A 14,789-nucleotide genomic window follows, 5' to 3' on the forward strand; every position below is an offset into this window, starting at 1 on the left:
CAGGGTAACGCAAAACTCCGGAGGACCCATGACTCGTTTTCTCACTATTCTCGCCCTCGTGGCGTTGCCCACGCTCGGTCACGCCCAGATGATGGACGACCATGCGGATGGAAGCGCGCATGACATGATGTCGGGCGATCACATGATGGACGATGAAGATATGGGCGATCACGGCGACATGGCGTCCCATGACGATCACATGATGTCCGACGACGCTCATGTCGACGGGCAGATGCCGATGACCTCGACCGCGCAGATGCCCGGCATGCAATCCGGGGACACGGGCGCGATCACCGAGCCGGGCCAGTCCGCCTTCGCGGCCATTCAGGAGATCGTCGCCTATCTGCTCGCCGATCCCGACACGGATTGGAACCGCGTCAATATCGAGGGTCTGCGCCAGCATCTGATCGACATGAACAACGTCACCCTGCGCGCCAAGGTCAAAGAGGACGACATCGAAGGTGGTGCGCGCTTCGAGACTACTTCCGACGACCCCGAGGTCACCGCCTCGATCCGTGCAATGGTGCCTGCCCATGTCGCGACGATGAACGGGGTCGAGGGCTGGGAGATGAGCGCCGAGGAAATCCCTGGCGGCAGCGCGCTGACCGTGACCGGCGCGGATGCGCAGAAGATCCGCGCGCTCGGCTTCATCGGCATCCTGACCGTCGGCGCGCATCATCAGCCGCACCATCTAGCGATGGCGAAGGGTGAAATGATGGTGGGGCATTGAGCCCGGTCGCCCCGCTGCGGGCGTAAATTTTACAAGCGACAAGGCTGCCGGGACCAAACCCGGCAGCCTTTTTCATTTGCCATATCAGCGCGTTGTCGGACGTCATTCCGCAGCCTGCAACGCGTTGCCGCGCGCGAGACGCCCGCTCAGCCGAGTCAGCGCCAGACCACCCAGAACGACCACCGCGCCGAGGAAAGGCGTGACCGACAGGCCGATCTGGTCGACCGCAAGACCGCCGACCCACGCCCCGCCCGCGATGCCGAGGTTGAAGGCGCCGATATTGAGGCCCGAGGCCACATCGACCGCCCCCGGCGCGACGTTGCGTGCGATAGCGACCACATAGGCCTGCAGCGGCGGCACGTTGCCGAAGGCGAACCCGCCCCAGAACAGCACCACCGCGATGGCGGCCCAAGGCGTGGCGAGGCTCAGCGCCAGCAGCGCAAGCGACCCGGCCAGCCCCGCGAAGATCAGCGTGAGCGCGGGCACCGGCCCGATCCGGTCCGACAGCTTGCCGCCCGCGATATTCCCGACCGCGACCGAGATCCCGTAGAGCAGGATCACGAGGCTCACCGACCCCGCGCCGAGACCCGTCACCTCGGTCAACATCGGCGCGAGATAGGTGAAGGCGATGAAGTTGCCACCATAGCCCACGGCCGTGATCAGATAGACGAGCAAAAGCCGCGGCGAGGTCAGCACGCTCAGCTGTTGCTTCAGAGACGGCGACGCCCCGCGCGGCAGGTTCGACGGCACCAGCAGCGCCGAGGCGATGAAGCCGATCAGGCCCAGCCCGACCACGCCGAGGAACGTCGCGTGCCAGCCGAAATGCGCCCCGATCCATGTACCAAAAGGCACGCCGGTCACCAGCGCGACGGTGAGGCCCATGAAGACCATGGCGATCGCGCTCGATTCCTTTTCGCGCGGCACGAGGCTCGTCGCGATGGTCGAGGCGATGGCGAAGAACACCCCATGCGCGAGGCCGGTGATGAAGCGCGCCGCGATCAGCGCGCCATAGCTGGGCGCGACCGCCGCGAAGGCGTTGCCGCCGATGAACAGCGCCAGCAGCGCCAAGAGCAGCGTCTTGCGCGGCAGCCGGTCGGCAAGCGCGGTCAGCACCGGCGCACCGATGGTGACGCCAAGCGCATAGAGGCTCACGAGAAGCCCCGCCGAGGGCAGCGGCACACCCAGCGACTGCGCGATGGTGGGGATGAGGCCGACGATCACGAACTCGGTCGTGCCGACGGCGAAGGCGCTGATCGTGAGCGCCCAGAGAGCAAGAGGCATGTCGATCTCCCTTTGGTTGGATTGGATATCGACATCCCATCTGTCATGGGTCAGCCTTTGCGTGAACAGACAGGTCTGGAAAGGATCATTGCGCAAAATGCACGAATTGCCGCAAACCCGCGATCTGGCGACCTTCGTGGGTGTCGTCGAGGCGGGCGGTTTCGCCGAAGCCGCGCGGCGCTGGGGCGTGGCCCCTTCGACGCTGAGCCGCGCGGTGAGCCGGTTGGAGGAGCAGCTTTCGGTGACCCTTCTGCGTCGCACGACGCGGGCGCTGGAACTGACGCCGGAGGGGCGCGATCTTCTGGAGGCCGCGCGTGAGATCGTCGACCGGACCGAGGCGCTGGCCGATCTCGCGACGCAAGGGGGCACCCCGCGCGGGCCGCTTCAGATCAACGCGCCGGTGCCGTGGGTGCTGCATGTGCTGGCCCCCGCCCTGCCCGATTTCACCGCGCGTTATCCCGAGATCGAGATCAGCATCGAGATGACCGACAGCGTCGTCGATCTGATCGGCGCGCAGGCCGATGTCGCGATCCGGATGGGCACGCTGGGCGATAGCGAGCTGCTGCGCCGCCCTTTGGGGCTCGCGGCTTGGCGGCTCTTGGCCGCGCCGGATTATCTCGCGCGCATGGGCAGCCCCGAGACGCCGCACGAACTGACGCGGCTGCGGCAGGTGCGGTTCCAGAGCCCCGCGCATATCAACGAACTGCGCTTCGACGACGACCCCGAGCCGGTCACGCTCGCGCCTTCGGTCACCGCCGGGAATGGCGAGGCCGCCCGCGCGCTCGTCTGCGCCGGTCTCGGGATCGCGCGGTTTTCCGATTTCATGGTGGCGCGCGACATTGCCGAGGGACGGCTGGTCGAGCTGTTTCCGGGCAGGCTCAGCGCCGAACCCCTGCCGGTTCAGGCCGTCTACATGACCCGCGCCGCCGGGCTGCGTCGGCTCGGCGCGTTTCTCGACTGGCTGTCGGAGATCAGCTGACCGACGCCTCAGCGCTCGGTCAGCTTCAACTCGATCCGGCGGTTCTGGGCGCGCGCTTCGGGCGTGTCGGCGGTGTTCACCGGGTCGAACTGCGCGAACCCGGCGGCGGCGAGGCGCTCCGGCGGGAAGCCGAGGCTGTCCACCATGTACTTCACCACCGACAGCGCGCGGGCCTGGCTCAGCTCCCAGTTATCCTTGAACTCGCCCTGCCCCGACAGCGGCGTGTCGTCGGTATGGCCATCGACGCGGATGATCCACGGGATGTCGCCGGGGATTTCCCCGCGCAGCTGATCGAGCAGCGCGGTCACCTGCTTGATCTGCGCGCGGCCCGCATCCGACAGGGTCGCCGAAGCCGGCGCAAACAGCACCTCGGAGGAGAAGACGAAACGGTCGCCTTCCACCTTCACGCCCTGCTTGCCCTTCAGAAGCTGCGACAGCTTGCCGAAGAATTCCGAGCGGTAATTCTGCAGGTCCTTCGCCTTTGCCTCGGCCTCCTTGCGCATCTGCTCTTCGAGATCGGCGCGTTTCTTCTCTTCGGAGGCCGCGCGGGCCAGCGCCGCGTTCAGCTGCTGGCCGAGATTGTCGAGCTGCACCTTCGCCGCGGCATCCTTCTGCTGCGCCTCGTCGAGCACGTTTTGCAGCTGCGCGAGCTGGCTGCGCAAAGCCGCGACCTGCTGATTGAGCAGCGCCACTTTCTTCTGCGCGCCTTCCGAGATCGCCTGCTGTTCGGCCAGCGCCTTCTGCGCGGTGGCTTTCAGCGCGGCCTGTTTCTCCGCCTCGGACAGCTGCTTGCCGAGCTGCTTTTCCAGATCATCCTTCGCGGTCTGCGCGGCGGCGAGCTTGGTCAGCGTGTCCTCGGCCTGTTTGCGCGCCTCTTCGAGTTGCAGCGTCATCGCCGCGACCTCGTCGCCCGATTTCGTCAGCTTGTCGCGCAGATCGGCGATGGTTTCCTTGCTCAGCCGGATTTCGTCGGCCTTGGCGCTCGCATCCTGCTGGGCGGCGTTGCGCTCGCCCACCAATTGCGCGACGCGGGCCTCGAATTCGGTGATCTTCTGCTTGGCATCGGCCAGCGCGGCCTTGCGGTCGTCGAGCTGCGAGGTCAGCGTCGCGATCAGCGAGTCCTGCTGGTCCGCCTTGTCCTTCGCACTTTCCAATTCGCCGGTCAGTTGCTGCGTCTTGGTCTGTTGCAGCGACAGCGCCTTGGCGAGGTTCGACACCTGCTCGTTGAGTTGGATCAGCTCGCCTTCCTTGGTGCTCAGCGTGTCGCGCAGCACCGATTGCACGATCATGAAGATCGACAGGACGAACATCAGCACCAGAAGAAGCGCCGTCATCGCATCGACGAAACCCGGCCAGATATTGGTCGAGAACCGATTGCCGCCGCGCCGTGCCAGAGCCATGAATTAATCCTCGCGATGCGGTTTGTAGCCGAGGATCGCGCGCGTCAGCCCCGCGAAATCATGGCGCAGCTCGGCCATGCTTTCCTGCCGTCCGGCGCTGATTTCCTCGAGCATCCGCATCATCTGCTGGTCGATCGAGCGCAGCCGCATCCGGGTCTCCATCAGCGCCTCCGCCTCGGGGGCGCCTTCGGCCGTGCGTTGCGCGAGGTGATCGAGCGCGCCGATCAGCCGCTCCTGCCCCTCGGCCATCTGTTGCAGCGCGCCTTGCTGACGGTTGCGCGCATCCATCTCTGCCGAGAGCCGTTCCGACAGGTCGTGGATCGCGTTCGACAGATGCGCGATCCGCGCCTCGGTCTGCACCCGCCCCGCATCGGAACGCACGAACAGCGTCTGGATCTGGTCCATCTGCTCGGACATGTGATCGAGGACGCCCGCCACCATCGAGCTTTCGCCATCGCCCCCTTCGAGCGCGGTGAAGCTGAGCCGCGTGATCGAGGAAATCCATTCCTCCAGCTCGCGGTAGAACCGGTTCTGACCGTGGCTTGCAAACAGTTCCAGCAAGCCCACAACCAGCGAGCCCGCAAGACCCAGAAGCGACGAGGAGAACGCCGTGCCCATGCCGCCCAGCTGCGCCTCGAGCCCGGTCATCAGGTTGTCGAAGACCCCTATCGCGCTTTCGCCCTCTTTCGGCGCGAGGGCGCGGATCGTCTCGACCACCGCAGGCACGGTGGTGGCGAGGCCGTAGAACGTCCCGAGCAGGCCGAGGAAGATCAGCAGACCCGCGATATAGCGGGTGATGTCGCGCGCCTCGTCGATCCGGGTCGCGACGGATTCGAGGATCGAGCGCCCCGAGGAGGAGGACACCGCGCGGCGCGCCTCGCGCGAACCCAGCAGTGACGCGAGCGGCGCCAGCATCGACGGCGGGCGCACCTGCGGACGGCCGGGACGGTCCGCGGCGAAGCTTTCGATCCAGTTCACCGCCTTCACCAGCTGCACCACCTGCCAGAAACAGGCGAGGATGCCGAAGACGAAGACCGCGAGGATCACCCCGTTCAGCCAGGGATTGGCGAGGAAAATCGGGAAGATGCGCGAATAGGCGAAATAGCCCCCCGCAGCGACCAAGCCGAGCACCAGAAGCATCAGGATCACCTGACGCACGGGTTGTGAGAATTGCGGCTCCAGCCGGATCGGCTCTTCCATTATTGCCCCTCTTGCCTGTTTGCGCAGAGCCTAGCGAGGGCGCAGCCCTTCGCCAAGGCCTATCACGACAAGTGGTGCAGCCGTGCCACCAATGCATCAAGATGGGGATCGGGGATGCCCAATTCGTGCAGATGCTGGGCAGTATTGAACAGATAATCGCGGTTCGGACCGCGCCCGCCGGTGGCGCTGGCGATGATCCGGGCCTGCTCGTCATCGGAAAGCCCGCCGCAATACTGGTCGTGATGGCGGTCGATCACATAGGTCACCGCGCGCAGGCGCCGCCCGTCGTCGAGCTCCACATCGATTTCACGTTCCAGATAGGCCGAGGTCACAAGCTCGCGCTCGCGCAGATAGGCCATGACCTCGTCTTCCTGTCCGGGCCGGATCGCGAAGGCGAGCCCCGCGCAACCGCCCTGCCCCTCGTCGAGCGCCAGCACCAGCCCCGGCGCTTCGGGCGTGCCCCGATGCACCAGAGAGCGCAGGCAGAAGCTGCGCTCCCACCCCGGCGCACGGGCGAGCATCCGCTCGTCAAAATTAAAGCCGGGGTTCCAGATCAGCGAGCCGTAGCCGAAGACCCAGATCCTATTGTCATCGCACTGGTCCTGCATGGGCTCAGGGCTTACATGGGGTTCACCCGATTTGCAAAGAGGCGAAGATGCGCAAACTGATCATTCTGGTGCTGGTCGCGACGCTGGCCTATTGCGGCTACTGGTTCTTCGGTGCGCACAAGATCGAAAACGGCGCGCGCGACATGCTCGCGCAGGCCCGGCAGGAAGGCTGGGGCGATGCGCAATCGGTCTCGCTGGCGGGCTTCCCCTCGCGCTTCGATCTGACCTTCGACAAGCCCGAACTGAAGGATCGGGGCGGCCTGTGGCGCTGGAGCGCGCCCTTCGCCCAGCTCTTCGCTCTGGGATACGAACCCAATAAAGTGATCGCCTATCTGCCCTCGGGCCAGTCGCTGCAACTGGGCGATCAAAGCTACAAGCTGACGCAAGAGGACATGCGCGCCTCGCTGACGGTGGGCTATTCGACCGCGCTGCCGCTGGAACGGGCGGTCGCCGTGATCTCCGCGCCGGTGCTGACGCCCGCGGGCGAGACGGCCCCCGCGGTTTCGGCCGATCAGCTGCGCCTCGCGATCGAGCGCAAGGACAAGGCGCAGGGCGCGATCGGGGCCTCGGCTCAGGCCGCCGATCTGGTAATGCCCGCCGCCGCCTATCGTCTGGGTGCGGAGGCGAAATCGCTGAAACTCCCGGGCGATCTGCTGGAGCGGATCGACCCGAAGGGCGAGCTGCCCGACACCGTCACGCGCGTTCATTTCGACGCGTTGATCGGCACGCGCGAGCCGATCGACCAAACTGCGCTGGAGGCAGGCATGCCGGGACTGATGACCGTCGCGATCTCGGACCTGTCGCTGAGCTGGGGCGGCAACGACGTCTCGGTCGAGGGCAACCTGACGGTCGATCCCTCGGGTTATCCCGACGGCACGCTGACGATCCGCTCCGCCTCGTGGCGCAACTGGGTCGGCATCGCGCAAAGCATGGGGCTGATCAGCAAGGACGAGGTGAAAGTGGTGACCGGGATCGGCACGATGTTGGCCGCAAAGAACCCCGATGGTGCGCTAGACGTGCCGCTTGTGTTCAAGGACGGGCAGATGAGCCTCGGCCCGGTGCCGCTGGGACCCGCGCCGCAACTGGTCGCCCAGCGTCAATAAAGTTTAACGGCAGTAAGTGCCATTTCGATAGCGGGCCACATCGACATGGATGTGGTCCTGATGGAAGCGATCCGATCTCGGGCCGAGCACGGTGCCGAACGGGCCGCAGGCTGATTTGTGCATCCGCTTGATCACCCGGCCCCGGCGCCAGTCCTCCAACACGCTCAGCGTCGCGCCGTTGCGCAGGATCACGCCCGAGACGTCGATGGCGTTGCCCTTGGCATGTTCGGACAGTTTCGCGCCGGGCTGAGAATTGCGACTCCGGCAGGAATAGGAGGCCGCGATGCGGATCGCCTCGATCCCGCCGCCGCGCCGCCCCACCGCCGGTTTGATCCCGCGATCGACCCAGCGCTTGAAGGATTTCGCTGCCGAGCAATTCACCCGCACCGGCGAGGTCAAACGGATGCCCGAGACAGCGGTGATCTGCACCGGATCGGCAATGCCGCAGCGCCCCGGCCCGTCGATCGGCGCGATATGCGCGCCTTCCAACCCGGCAATGCCGCAAAGCTCGCCCGAGGAGGAATAGCGCGCAGAGCGCCGATCCTCGCCCCGCCCGCAGGAGCCCACCGCAACCACGGCCGCCAAGGCGATCAACACGACCGCCTTGCTGCGACCCGTGGCGCTCATGTGTCTTTCTTTGGTGCACCGCGCCCGAAATCGGGCGCATCCGTATCCTGCCCGGCCTCGATGATGCCGCGGCGGATCGCGCGGGTGCGCGTGAAATAGTCGTGCAGCATGTCGCCATCGCCCATGCGGATCGCGCGTTGCAGCATGAACAGCTCCTCGGTGAAGCGGCCGAGGATGTCGAGCGTCGCTTCCTTGTTGGTCAGGAAGACGTCGCGCCACATCGTCGGGTCCGAGGCCGCGATCCGGGTGAAATCGCGGAAACCCGTAGCGGAATATTTGATGACTTCCTCGTGGGTTACACGACGAAGATGATCCGCCACGCCGACCATCGTATAGGCGATCAGGTGCGGTGTATGCGACACGACCGAGAGCACGAGATCATGGTGATCGGGGGCCATCTCGTCGGTATTCGCGCCCATCGCCTCGACCAGAGATTTCAGCCGGGTCAGCGCCTCGGGATCCGGGCCCTCGATCGGCGTGAACAGCCACCAGCGATTGGCGAAGAGCGTGGCAAAGCCCGAGCGCGGGCCCGACTGCTCGGTCCCTGCCAGCGGGTGGCCGGGGATGAAATGCACGCCTTCGGGCACATGCGGGCCGACCGCGTCGATCACCGAGCGTTTGACCGAGCCGACATCGGTGATCGTAGCGCCGGGGGCCAGATGCGGAGCGATCTCTTCGGCGATCTTCGCCATCGCGCCGACCGGCACACAGAGCACCACCAGATCGGCGCCCGCGACCGCCTCGGCGGCGGTCTCATAGACGGCATCGACCAGCCCGATCTCCAGCGCAGTGTCGCGCGTCTCGGCAGAGCGCGCATGACCGACGATCTCGCCCGCCAGGCCTTTTTCGCGCATCGCATGGGCCATCGACGAGGCGATCAGGCCGAGCCCGATCAGCGCGACCCGCTGGTAGAGCTGGCTCATCTGGGCACCTCGATCCCGCCTGCCTTGAAGACGCCGATCAGATGCGCGACGCGGCGGCACGAGGGCTCGTCGCCCACGGTGATGCGCAGGCAGTTGGGCAGGTTATAGCCCGCGACCCGGCGCACGATGATCCCTTCGGATTTCAGATAGGTATCGCAATCGGCGGCCTCCTGCTCGGACGCCAGACGTGCGAGGATGAAGTTCGCCGTAGAAGTGTCGGACGGCACGCCCTTTTCTGCCAGCGCTTCGGCCAGCCAAGCGCGCAGACGGGTGTTGTCATCGCGGCATTTCGTGACCCAGTCCTGATCGCGCACGGCGGCCTCTGCGGTCTCCTGCTGCGCGGTCGAGAGGTTGAACGGCCCACGGATGCGGTTGAGCACGTCGATCACTTCGCGCGAGCCGTAGCCCCAGCCGACGCGCAGCCCGCCGAGACCGTAGATCTTCGAGAAGGTCCGGGTCATGAAGACATTGGGCAGGCGCGTCGCCAGCTCCGCCCCGCCGTCATAGCCTTCGACATATTCCGCATAGGCCGCGTCGATCACCAGCAGCGCGCCTTTCGGCAGCCCCGCCGCCAGCCGCTCCAGCTCCGCCAGCTGGATCATCGTGCCGGTCGGGTTGTTCGGATTGGCGAGGAAGACGAGCTTGGTCTTCTTGGTGCAGGCGCTCAGGATCGCATCGACATCCGTCGTGCGGTCGCGCTCCTTGACCTCGATCGGGGTGCCGCCCGCGGCCATGGTCGAGATGCGATACATCAGGAAACCGTGCTCGGTGAACACCACCTCGTCGCGCGCGCCGACATAGGCCTGGCACAGGAAGTGGATGATCTCGTCCGAGCCCACGCCGCAGATGATCCGGTCGGGGTCGAGCTTATGCACCTCGCCGATCGCCGTGCGCAGCTTGGCATGGTCGGTCGGAGGGTAGCGATGCATCGAATGGGCGCATTTCGCGAACGCGTCCTTGGCCTTGTCAGAGGGGCCGAACGGGTTCTCGTTCGAGCTGAGTTTGACGGCATCGGTGCGCCCCGCCACATGGGAGGCGCCGCCCTGATAGAGCTCGATGTCCATAATACCGGGCTGGGGGCGAATATGCGTGGTCATTGTGCACTCCTGAATCGTGGCCCGAGTTCTATCCGCCATGGCGCGACAGGGCTAGTGAGAAGATCACCCGCATAGCAGACGCGGCAGGGATGCAACGGATGTCATAGCACGTCGATGAGAGATGTATTGCCCAAGGGTGCCGCAGGGCAGCGCCCGACCGCCGGGTGGGCGCGCCTCGCTGCGTGGTCGATGCTTTATCTCGCAAAATCCGAATACGCTTGCCGCGCGCGGTGAGGCCGAAAAGCGCCCGCCCGAGGGGGCGGTCGGGCGCTGCCCGGGCCGCTGCGCGGCTGATCCGGGCAAAGACGCGGCCCCAAAAGAAAAAGGCCGCGCCCCGGGGGCACGGCCTTTCCGAATGATCGGCGAAGACTGAGAGATCAGTTCTTCGCGTAGAATTCGACCACGAGGTTCGGTTCCATCTGAACCGCGAAGGGCACGTCGGACAGGGCCGGGGTGCGCACGAATTTCGCGGTCAGTTTGTTGTGGTCGGCTTCGATGTAATCCGGAACGTCACGCTCGGGCGACTGAACGGCTTCGAGAACCAGAGCCATCTGCTTGGACTTCTCGCGGACTTCCACCACGTCGCCTTCTTTCAGGCGGTAGGAGGGGATGTTCACTTTCTTGCCGTTCACGAGCACGTGGCCGTGGTTCACGAACTGGCGCGCTGCGAAGACGGTCGGAACGAACTTGGCGCGGTAGACCAGCGCGTCGAGGCGGCGCTCGAGCAGACCGATCAGGTTTTCACCGGTGTCGCCCTTCACACGCTCGGCTTCGGCGTAGATGCGGCGGAACTGCTTCTCGGTCAGGTCGCCGTAATGGCCCTTCAGCTTCTGCTTGGCGCGGAGCTGGATACCGAAGTCGGACAGTTTGCCCTTGCGGCGCTGACCGTGCTGGCCGGGGCCGTATTCACGACGGTTGACGGGCGACTTGGCGCGGCCCCAAATGTTCTCGCCCATGCGGCGGTCGATTTTGTACTTGGCAGACGTGCGTTTGGTCACGGCTGATCTCCTTCATTATAGTTTCGAAGGGCGTTGTCCTCCTCCGGGCCTTGCGGCGACCGGCGACAGGTTTCCTCTTGCGAGGTCCACCAACACCAATGAATAATCCCGGCAACTCGCGTTACCGGAATGGCGGGCTTATACAGCGGCGCGCGCGGGTGTCAACCACTCGGGGCGCCACATCGGTGCCGCGCGAAATCAGCCGCTCGTCCCCCCTACTCTTCTTGGTTGCCCCGGAACGCCACGCCCTCGCAGTTTCGTGAGTGTTTTGTGTTCGCCACCCCCCTGTTCAGAGCAACATTTCAAGCCATGATTGCGCTAACGGGACGCGTACCGGATGCGCGTCACGGCGCTGTTCTGTCCGCAACCGGCACAGGCGGCGCGCTGGGGCAAGGCGATGCCACCCCACGGGAGGAACCCATCCGGCCTTAGGAGGATTATAATGAAAGACATTCGTCGCTCGACGTGCGGAACCGCCGCGCGTCTCGCTGGAACCAGCGTTCTCGCGCTTGGCCTGATTGCAGGTGCCGCGCAAGCCCAAGGCGTCACCGCCGACAGCTTCGGTGCTGATTTCGCCGCCATGGGCCAGCTCAAGGACATCGCCGCCAAGGGCAAGGGCAAGGTCGGCGTGCTGCTGCCCGACACCGCCAGCTCCGCGCGCTACACCTCGTTCGACGAGCCCTACCTGAAGAAAGCCTTCAAGGAGGCGGGCCTGTCCGCGGACGATCTGATCATCACCAACGCGCAAGGCTCGGAAGCCGACCAGCTCACCCAGGCGCAGACCGATATCAGCCAGGGCGCGACCGTTCTGCTGATCGACCCGATCTCCTCGGGCGGCGGTGCGGCTGTCGAGAAATACGCGAAAGAGCACGGCGTCGCGGTCATCGACTATGACCGGATCACGCTTGGCGGCTCGCGCGACTACTATATCAGCTTCGACAACGAATATGTCGGCGAGCTGATCGGCAAGGGCATGGAACAATGCCTCAGCGACTGGAACATCGAGAAGCCGAATATCCTCGTGATGGCGGGCTCGCCCGATGACAACAACGCCACGCTGTTCAAGCAGGGCTACATGAGCGTGCTGAAGCCGAAATTCGACGATGGCAGCTACATCAACGCGGGCGAGCCCGCGGGCACCTGGGACCCGTCGGTCGCACGGACCACCTTCGAGCAGCAGTTCACCGCGCATCAGGACATGAACGCCGTCGTCACCCCGAATGACGACAACGCAAACGCGGTCATCTCCTATCTCAAGACGCTGAAAGTGCCGCCGAAAGCCTTCCCGACCACCGGTCAGGACGCGACGGTCACCGGCCTGCAGAACGTGCTCACCGGTTACCAGTGCGGCACCGTCTACAAGCCGATCTATCTCGAAGCTCAGGCGGCAGCAGCGCTCGCGCTCTACATGCGTGCAGGCGACAACCCGCCCGAAGGCCTCGTCAACGGCAAGGTCAATGACAGCCAGGGCGGCATGGACGTGCCCTCGATCCTGCTCAAGCCGATCTGGGTCACCCCGGAGAACATGGCCGACACCGTCGTGAAAGACGGCTTCGTCGACACCTCCAAGCTCTGTGCGGGCGGCGCGGCTGACGCGTGCAAGGCCGCAGGCATCGGGAACTAATAGCCAATGATGGACACGGGTAACGGTACCGGGTCCCTGACGGAGGATCGCGACGCGATCCTCCGTATTCGGGGTCTCGAAAAGAGCTTCGGTGCAGTGCAGGCGCTCAGCGGGGTCGATTTCGACGTCCGCCCCGGCGAGGTGACGGCACTGGTCGGTGACAATGGCGCGGGCAAATCCGTGCTGACGAAAACCATCGCCGGCATCCATGAAGCAGATGGCGGCGTGATCGAATGGGAAGGCAATGACGTCCGCGTCCGCTCGCCCCGCGACAGTGCGGAGCTGGGCATCGAGGTCGTCTATCAGGACCTTGCGCTGTGCGACAATCTCGACGTCGTGCAGAACATGTTCCTCGGACGCGAAATCCTGACCAACGGGATGCTCGACGAGGACGCGATGGAGCGCGCCGCGGCAGAGACGCTCAAAGGGCTGCGCGTGACCACGCTGCGCTCGATCCGCGCGCCGGTCTCGGCGCTCTCGGGCGGTCAGCGGCAATCGATCGCGGTCGCCAAGGCCGTGATGTGGAATTCCAAACTGGTGATCCTCGACGAGCCCACGGCGGCGCTCGGCGTGGCCCAGACCGGTCAGGTGCTGCAACTGGTGCGCCGCCTCGCCGATCAGGGCCTCGCGGTGGTGATGATCTCGCACAACCTCAACGACGTCTTCGCGGTCTCCGACCGGATCGCGATCCTGCGTCTGGGCGAGATGGTCAGCCAGGGCCCGATCGACGAATACGACACCCAGCGCGTGGTCGAGCTGATGACCACGGGCAAATCCGACCATGTGGTCGAGCCGGGCGCGATGCGCGCCGCCGCCTCGATCGCGGCCGAGAACGCCAAGGAGGTCGCGGCTCAACGCGAGGTCTCGGGCGAAAGCGGCCCCTCTGCCGTGGTGGGCGCCACAACCGAGGATCAGAGCTTCTCGAGCTACCTCTCGCGCACATGGGCGAAGATCAAGGCGGGCGAAAGCGGCGTGCTGCCGGTGCTTTTGGGCTTCGTACTGATCTCGCTGATCTTCCAGCTGCAGAACCCGAAATTCCTCTCGCCGGGGAATGTCGTGAACCTGCTCGTGCAGGGCTCGGTCTTCATGATGATCGGGATGGGACAGGTCTTCGTGCTCTTGCTGGGCGAGATCGACCTGTCGCTCGGCTTCGTGGCCGGGATCGGCGCGACGGTGGCGACACTGCTGGTGGCGCCGGGCACCGACTGGCCCTGGTGGGCGGCTGTCGCGGCAGGTCTGGCCGTGCCGGCGGTTCTGGGCATCTTCCAGGGTTCGCTGATCACGCGGCTCAAACTGCCCTCTTTCGTCGTCACGCTGGCGGGCCTTCTGGGTTTCAACGGGCTGATGATCCAACTGCTCGGCGCCGGGGGGACGATCCCTGTCGCGAGTGACACGATCAACAATTTCGCCAATGGCACGCTGACGCCCCTGATGGGCTGGCTGATGACCGGGGCGGTGGTTCTGGTCTTCGCGATCATGACCTTCCGCAAGGATGCGAAACGCCGCCAGAGCGGCCTCGTCGCGCCGCCGATGGGCCTCACCATCGCGAAGATCGCGGCCGCCGTGATCGCGGGTATCGTGCTGGTGACGATCTCCAACATGAACCGGGGCGTCGCACGCTTCCCGCTCTCGGGCATGCCGTGGGTGATCCCGATCGTCTTCGCGGTGCTGCTGGCATGGTCCTTCCTGCTGGGACGGCTGAAATTCGGCCGCTATGTCCTCGCGATCGGCGGCAATGCCGAGGCCGCGCGCCGGGCGGGCATCAACCTGCGCCTGATCCGGACCGCAGCCTTCACCCTGGCGGCGACGACGGCGGGTCTGGGCGGCATCATCTACGCCTCGCGCCTGCGCTCGATCTCCACCAGCTTCGACGGCGGCACGATCGTGCTCTACGTCGTCGCGACCGCGGTGATCGGCGGCACGTCCCTCTTCGGCGGGCGTGGCCATCCGATCCACGCGATCCTCGGCGGTGTCGTGATCGCGGCGATCGTCAACGGCATGGCGCTTCTGGGCCTGCCGGCGGCGGTGCAGCTGATGGCGACGGCGGCGGTGCTGCTCGCATCGATCACGGTCGACGTAGTGGTGCGCCGGCGTGGCGAGACCACACGCTAAGCCAAGCGAAACCCCTTGAAAACGAAACGCGCGCGAGACATCTCGCGCGCGTTTTTCATTGCGCCCGTCACCCCTGCCCCGCACCGACCCGCGCCCCCGCCTGCGCC

13 protein-coding genes are annotated in these 14,789 nt (G+C 65.6%); 5 read left to right on the forward strand and 8 right to left on the reverse strand.

Features of this window, described 5'->3' with window-relative positions:
• The first annotated feature begins 28 nt into the window (after positions 1–28).
• Positions 29–730 (forward strand): DUF2946 domain-containing protein, encoded by a 702-nt coding sequence (locus AXZ77_RS11325; RefSeq protein WP_098411237.1) that lies wholly within the window; start codon positions 29–31, stop codon positions 728–730.
• A 102-nt stretch (positions 731–832) separates the two neighbouring features.
• Here AXZ77_RS11325 and AXZ77_RS11330 read toward each other — a convergent pair whose 3' ends face one another.
• A complete protein-coding gene (locus AXZ77_RS11330) occupies positions 833–2,011 on the reverse strand; it encodes an MFS transporter (RefSeq protein ID WP_098411238.1) in 1,179 nt (392 codons plus the stop codon).
• Between the two features lie 97 nt (positions 2,012–2,108).
• Between AXZ77_RS11330 and AXZ77_RS11335 the strand changes: the two genes are divergently transcribed.
• On the forward strand, positions 2,109–2,990 hold the full coding sequence (locus tag AXZ77_RS11335) for a LysR family transcriptional regulator (RefSeq protein ID WP_098412524.1): 882 nt from the start codon (positions 2,109–2,111) through the stop codon (positions 2,988–2,990).
• Between the two features lie 8 nt (positions 2,991–2,998).
• On the opposite strand, the gene AXZ77_RS11340 is transcribed toward AXZ77_RS11335, so the two are convergent.
• From AXZ77_RS11340 to AXZ77_RS11350, 3 genes are all read right to left on the reverse strand, one after another.
• On the reverse strand, positions 2,999–4,390 hold the full coding sequence (locus tag AXZ77_RS11340; RefSeq protein WP_098411239.1) for a peptidoglycan -binding protein: 1,392 nt from the start codon (positions 4,388–4,390) through the stop codon (positions 2,999–3,001).
• A 3-nt stretch (positions 4,391–4,393) separates the two neighbouring features.
• Positions 4,394–5,590 (reverse strand): biopolymer transporter ExbB, encoded by a 1,197-nt coding sequence (locus tag AXZ77_RS11345; RefSeq protein WP_098411240.1) that lies wholly within the window; start codon positions 5,588–5,590, stop codon positions 4,394–4,396.
• A gap of 62 nt (positions 5,591–5,652) precedes the next feature.
• The gene (locus AXZ77_RS11350) at positions 5,653–6,198 is read right to left on the reverse strand and encodes a gamma-glutamylcyclotransferase (protein WP_176536027.1); all 546 of its coding nucleotides are present in this window, start codon (positions 6,196–6,198) and stop codon (positions 5,653–5,655) included.
• Positions 6,199–6,245: 47 nt separating this feature from the next.
• Between AXZ77_RS11350 and AXZ77_RS11355 the strand changes: the two genes are divergently transcribed.
• Complete coding sequence (locus AXZ77_RS11355) at positions 6,246–7,301, forward strand: DUF2125 domain-containing protein (RefSeq protein ID WP_098411241.1); 1,056 nt, start codon at positions 6,246–6,248, stop codon at positions 7,299–7,301.
• 3 nt (positions 7,302–7,304) lie between these two features.
• On the opposite strand, the gene AXZ77_RS11360 is transcribed toward AXZ77_RS11355, so the two are convergent.
• The 4 genes from AXZ77_RS11360 to rpsD form a co-directional block, all read right to left on the reverse strand.
• Positions 7,305–7,928, reverse strand: coding sequence for an extensin family protein (locus AXZ77_RS11360; protein WP_098411242.1), 624 nt, complete (start codon positions 7,926–7,928; stop codon positions 7,305–7,307).
• Positions 7,925–8,851, reverse strand: coding sequence for a prephenate/arogenate dehydrogenase family protein (locus AXZ77_RS11365; protein WP_098411243.1), 927 nt, complete (start codon positions 8,849–8,851; stop codon positions 7,925–7,927). The genes AXZ77_RS11360 and AXZ77_RS11365 overlap by 4 nt, the downstream gene beginning before the upstream one ends.
• The gene (gene hisC, locus AXZ77_RS11370) at positions 8,848–9,948 is read right to left on the reverse strand and encodes a histidinol-phosphate transaminase (RefSeq protein ID WP_078540515.1); all 1,101 of its coding nucleotides are present in this window, start codon (positions 9,946–9,948) and stop codon (positions 8,848–8,850) included. The genes AXZ77_RS11365 and hisC overlap by 4 nt, the downstream gene beginning before the upstream one ends.
• A gap of 377 nt (positions 9,949–10,325) precedes the next feature.
• Positions 10,326–10,946, reverse strand: coding sequence for a 30S ribosomal protein S4 (rpsD, locus tag AXZ77_RS11375; RefSeq protein WP_075775099.1), 621 nt, complete (start codon positions 10,944–10,946; stop codon positions 10,326–10,328).
• A 442-nt stretch (positions 10,947–11,388) separates the two neighbouring features.
• On the opposite strand from rpsD, the gene AXZ77_RS11380 reads away from it, so the two are divergent.
• Together AXZ77_RS11380 and AXZ77_RS19590 are read left to right on the forward strand one after the other, a co-directional pair.
• Positions 11,389–12,570 (forward strand): sugar ABC transporter substrate-binding protein, encoded by a 1,182-nt coding sequence (locus AXZ77_RS11380; protein ID WP_176536028.1) that lies wholly within the window; start codon positions 11,389–11,391, stop codon positions 12,568–12,570.
• A 6-nt stretch (positions 12,571–12,576) separates the two neighbouring features.
• Positions 12,577–14,682 carry an ATP-binding cassette domain-containing protein gene (locus AXZ77_RS19590; RefSeq protein ID WP_176536029.1) on the forward strand — a complete coding sequence of 702 codons (2,106 nt, stop codon included), beginning with the start codon at positions 12,577–12,579 and terminating at the stop codon, positions 14,680–14,682.
• Positions 14,683–14,789 lie beyond the last annotated feature (107 nt).

Source organism: Thioclava sp. ES.031 (genome assembly GCF_002563775.1).
Classification (GTDB): Bacteria; Pseudomonadota; Alphaproteobacteria; order Rhodobacterales; family Rhodobacteraceae; genus Thioclava.

Excerpts from the sequence above, each read along its gene's own strand:
- AXZ77_RS11325 (WP_098411237.1), top strand. The coding sequence starts at position 29 with ATGACTCGTTTTCTCACTATTCTCGCCCTCGTGGCGTTGCCCACGCTC.
- AXZ77_RS11330 (WP_098411238.1), bottom strand. The coding sequence starts at position 2,011 with ATGCCTCTTGCTCTCTGGGCGCTCACGATCAGCGCCTTCGCCGTCGGC.
- AXZ77_RS11335 (WP_098412524.1), top strand. The coding sequence starts at position 2,109 with ATGCACGAATTGCCGCAAACCCGCGATCTGGCGACCTTCGTGGGTGTC.
- AXZ77_RS11340 (WP_098411239.1), bottom strand. The coding sequence starts at position 4,390 with ATGGCTCTGGCACGGCGCGGCGGCAATCGGTTCTCGACCAATATCTGG.
- AXZ77_RS11345 (WP_098411240.1), bottom strand. The coding sequence starts at position 5,590 with ATGGAAGAGCCGATCCGGCTGGAGCCGCAATTCTCACAACCCGTGCGT.
- AXZ77_RS11350 (WP_176536027.1), bottom strand. The coding sequence starts at position 6,198 with ATGCAGGACCAGTGCGATGACAATAGGATCTGGGTCTTCGGCTACGGC.
- AXZ77_RS11355 (WP_098411241.1), top strand. The coding sequence starts at position 6,246 with ATGCGCAAACTGATCATTCTGGTGCTGGTCGCGACGCTGGCCTATTGC.
- AXZ77_RS11360 (WP_098411242.1), bottom strand. The coding sequence starts at position 7,928 with ATGAGCGCCACGGGTCGCAGCAAGGCGGTCGTGTTGATCGCCTTGGCG.
- AXZ77_RS11365 (WP_098411243.1), bottom strand. The coding sequence starts at position 8,851 with ATGAGCCAGCTCTACCAGCGGGTCGCGCTGATCGGGCTCGGCCTGATC.
- hisC (WP_078540515.1), bottom strand. The coding sequence starts at position 9,948 with ATGACCACGCATATTCGCCCCCAGCCCGGTATTATGGACATCGAGCTC.
- AXZ77_RS11380 (WP_176536028.1), top strand. The coding sequence starts at position 11,389 with ATGAAAGACATTCGTCGCTCGACGTGCGGAACCGCCGCGCGTCTCGCT.
- AXZ77_RS19590 (WP_176536029.1), top strand. The coding sequence starts at position 12,577 with ATGATGGACACGGGTAACGGTACCGGGTCCCTGACGGAGGATCGCGAC.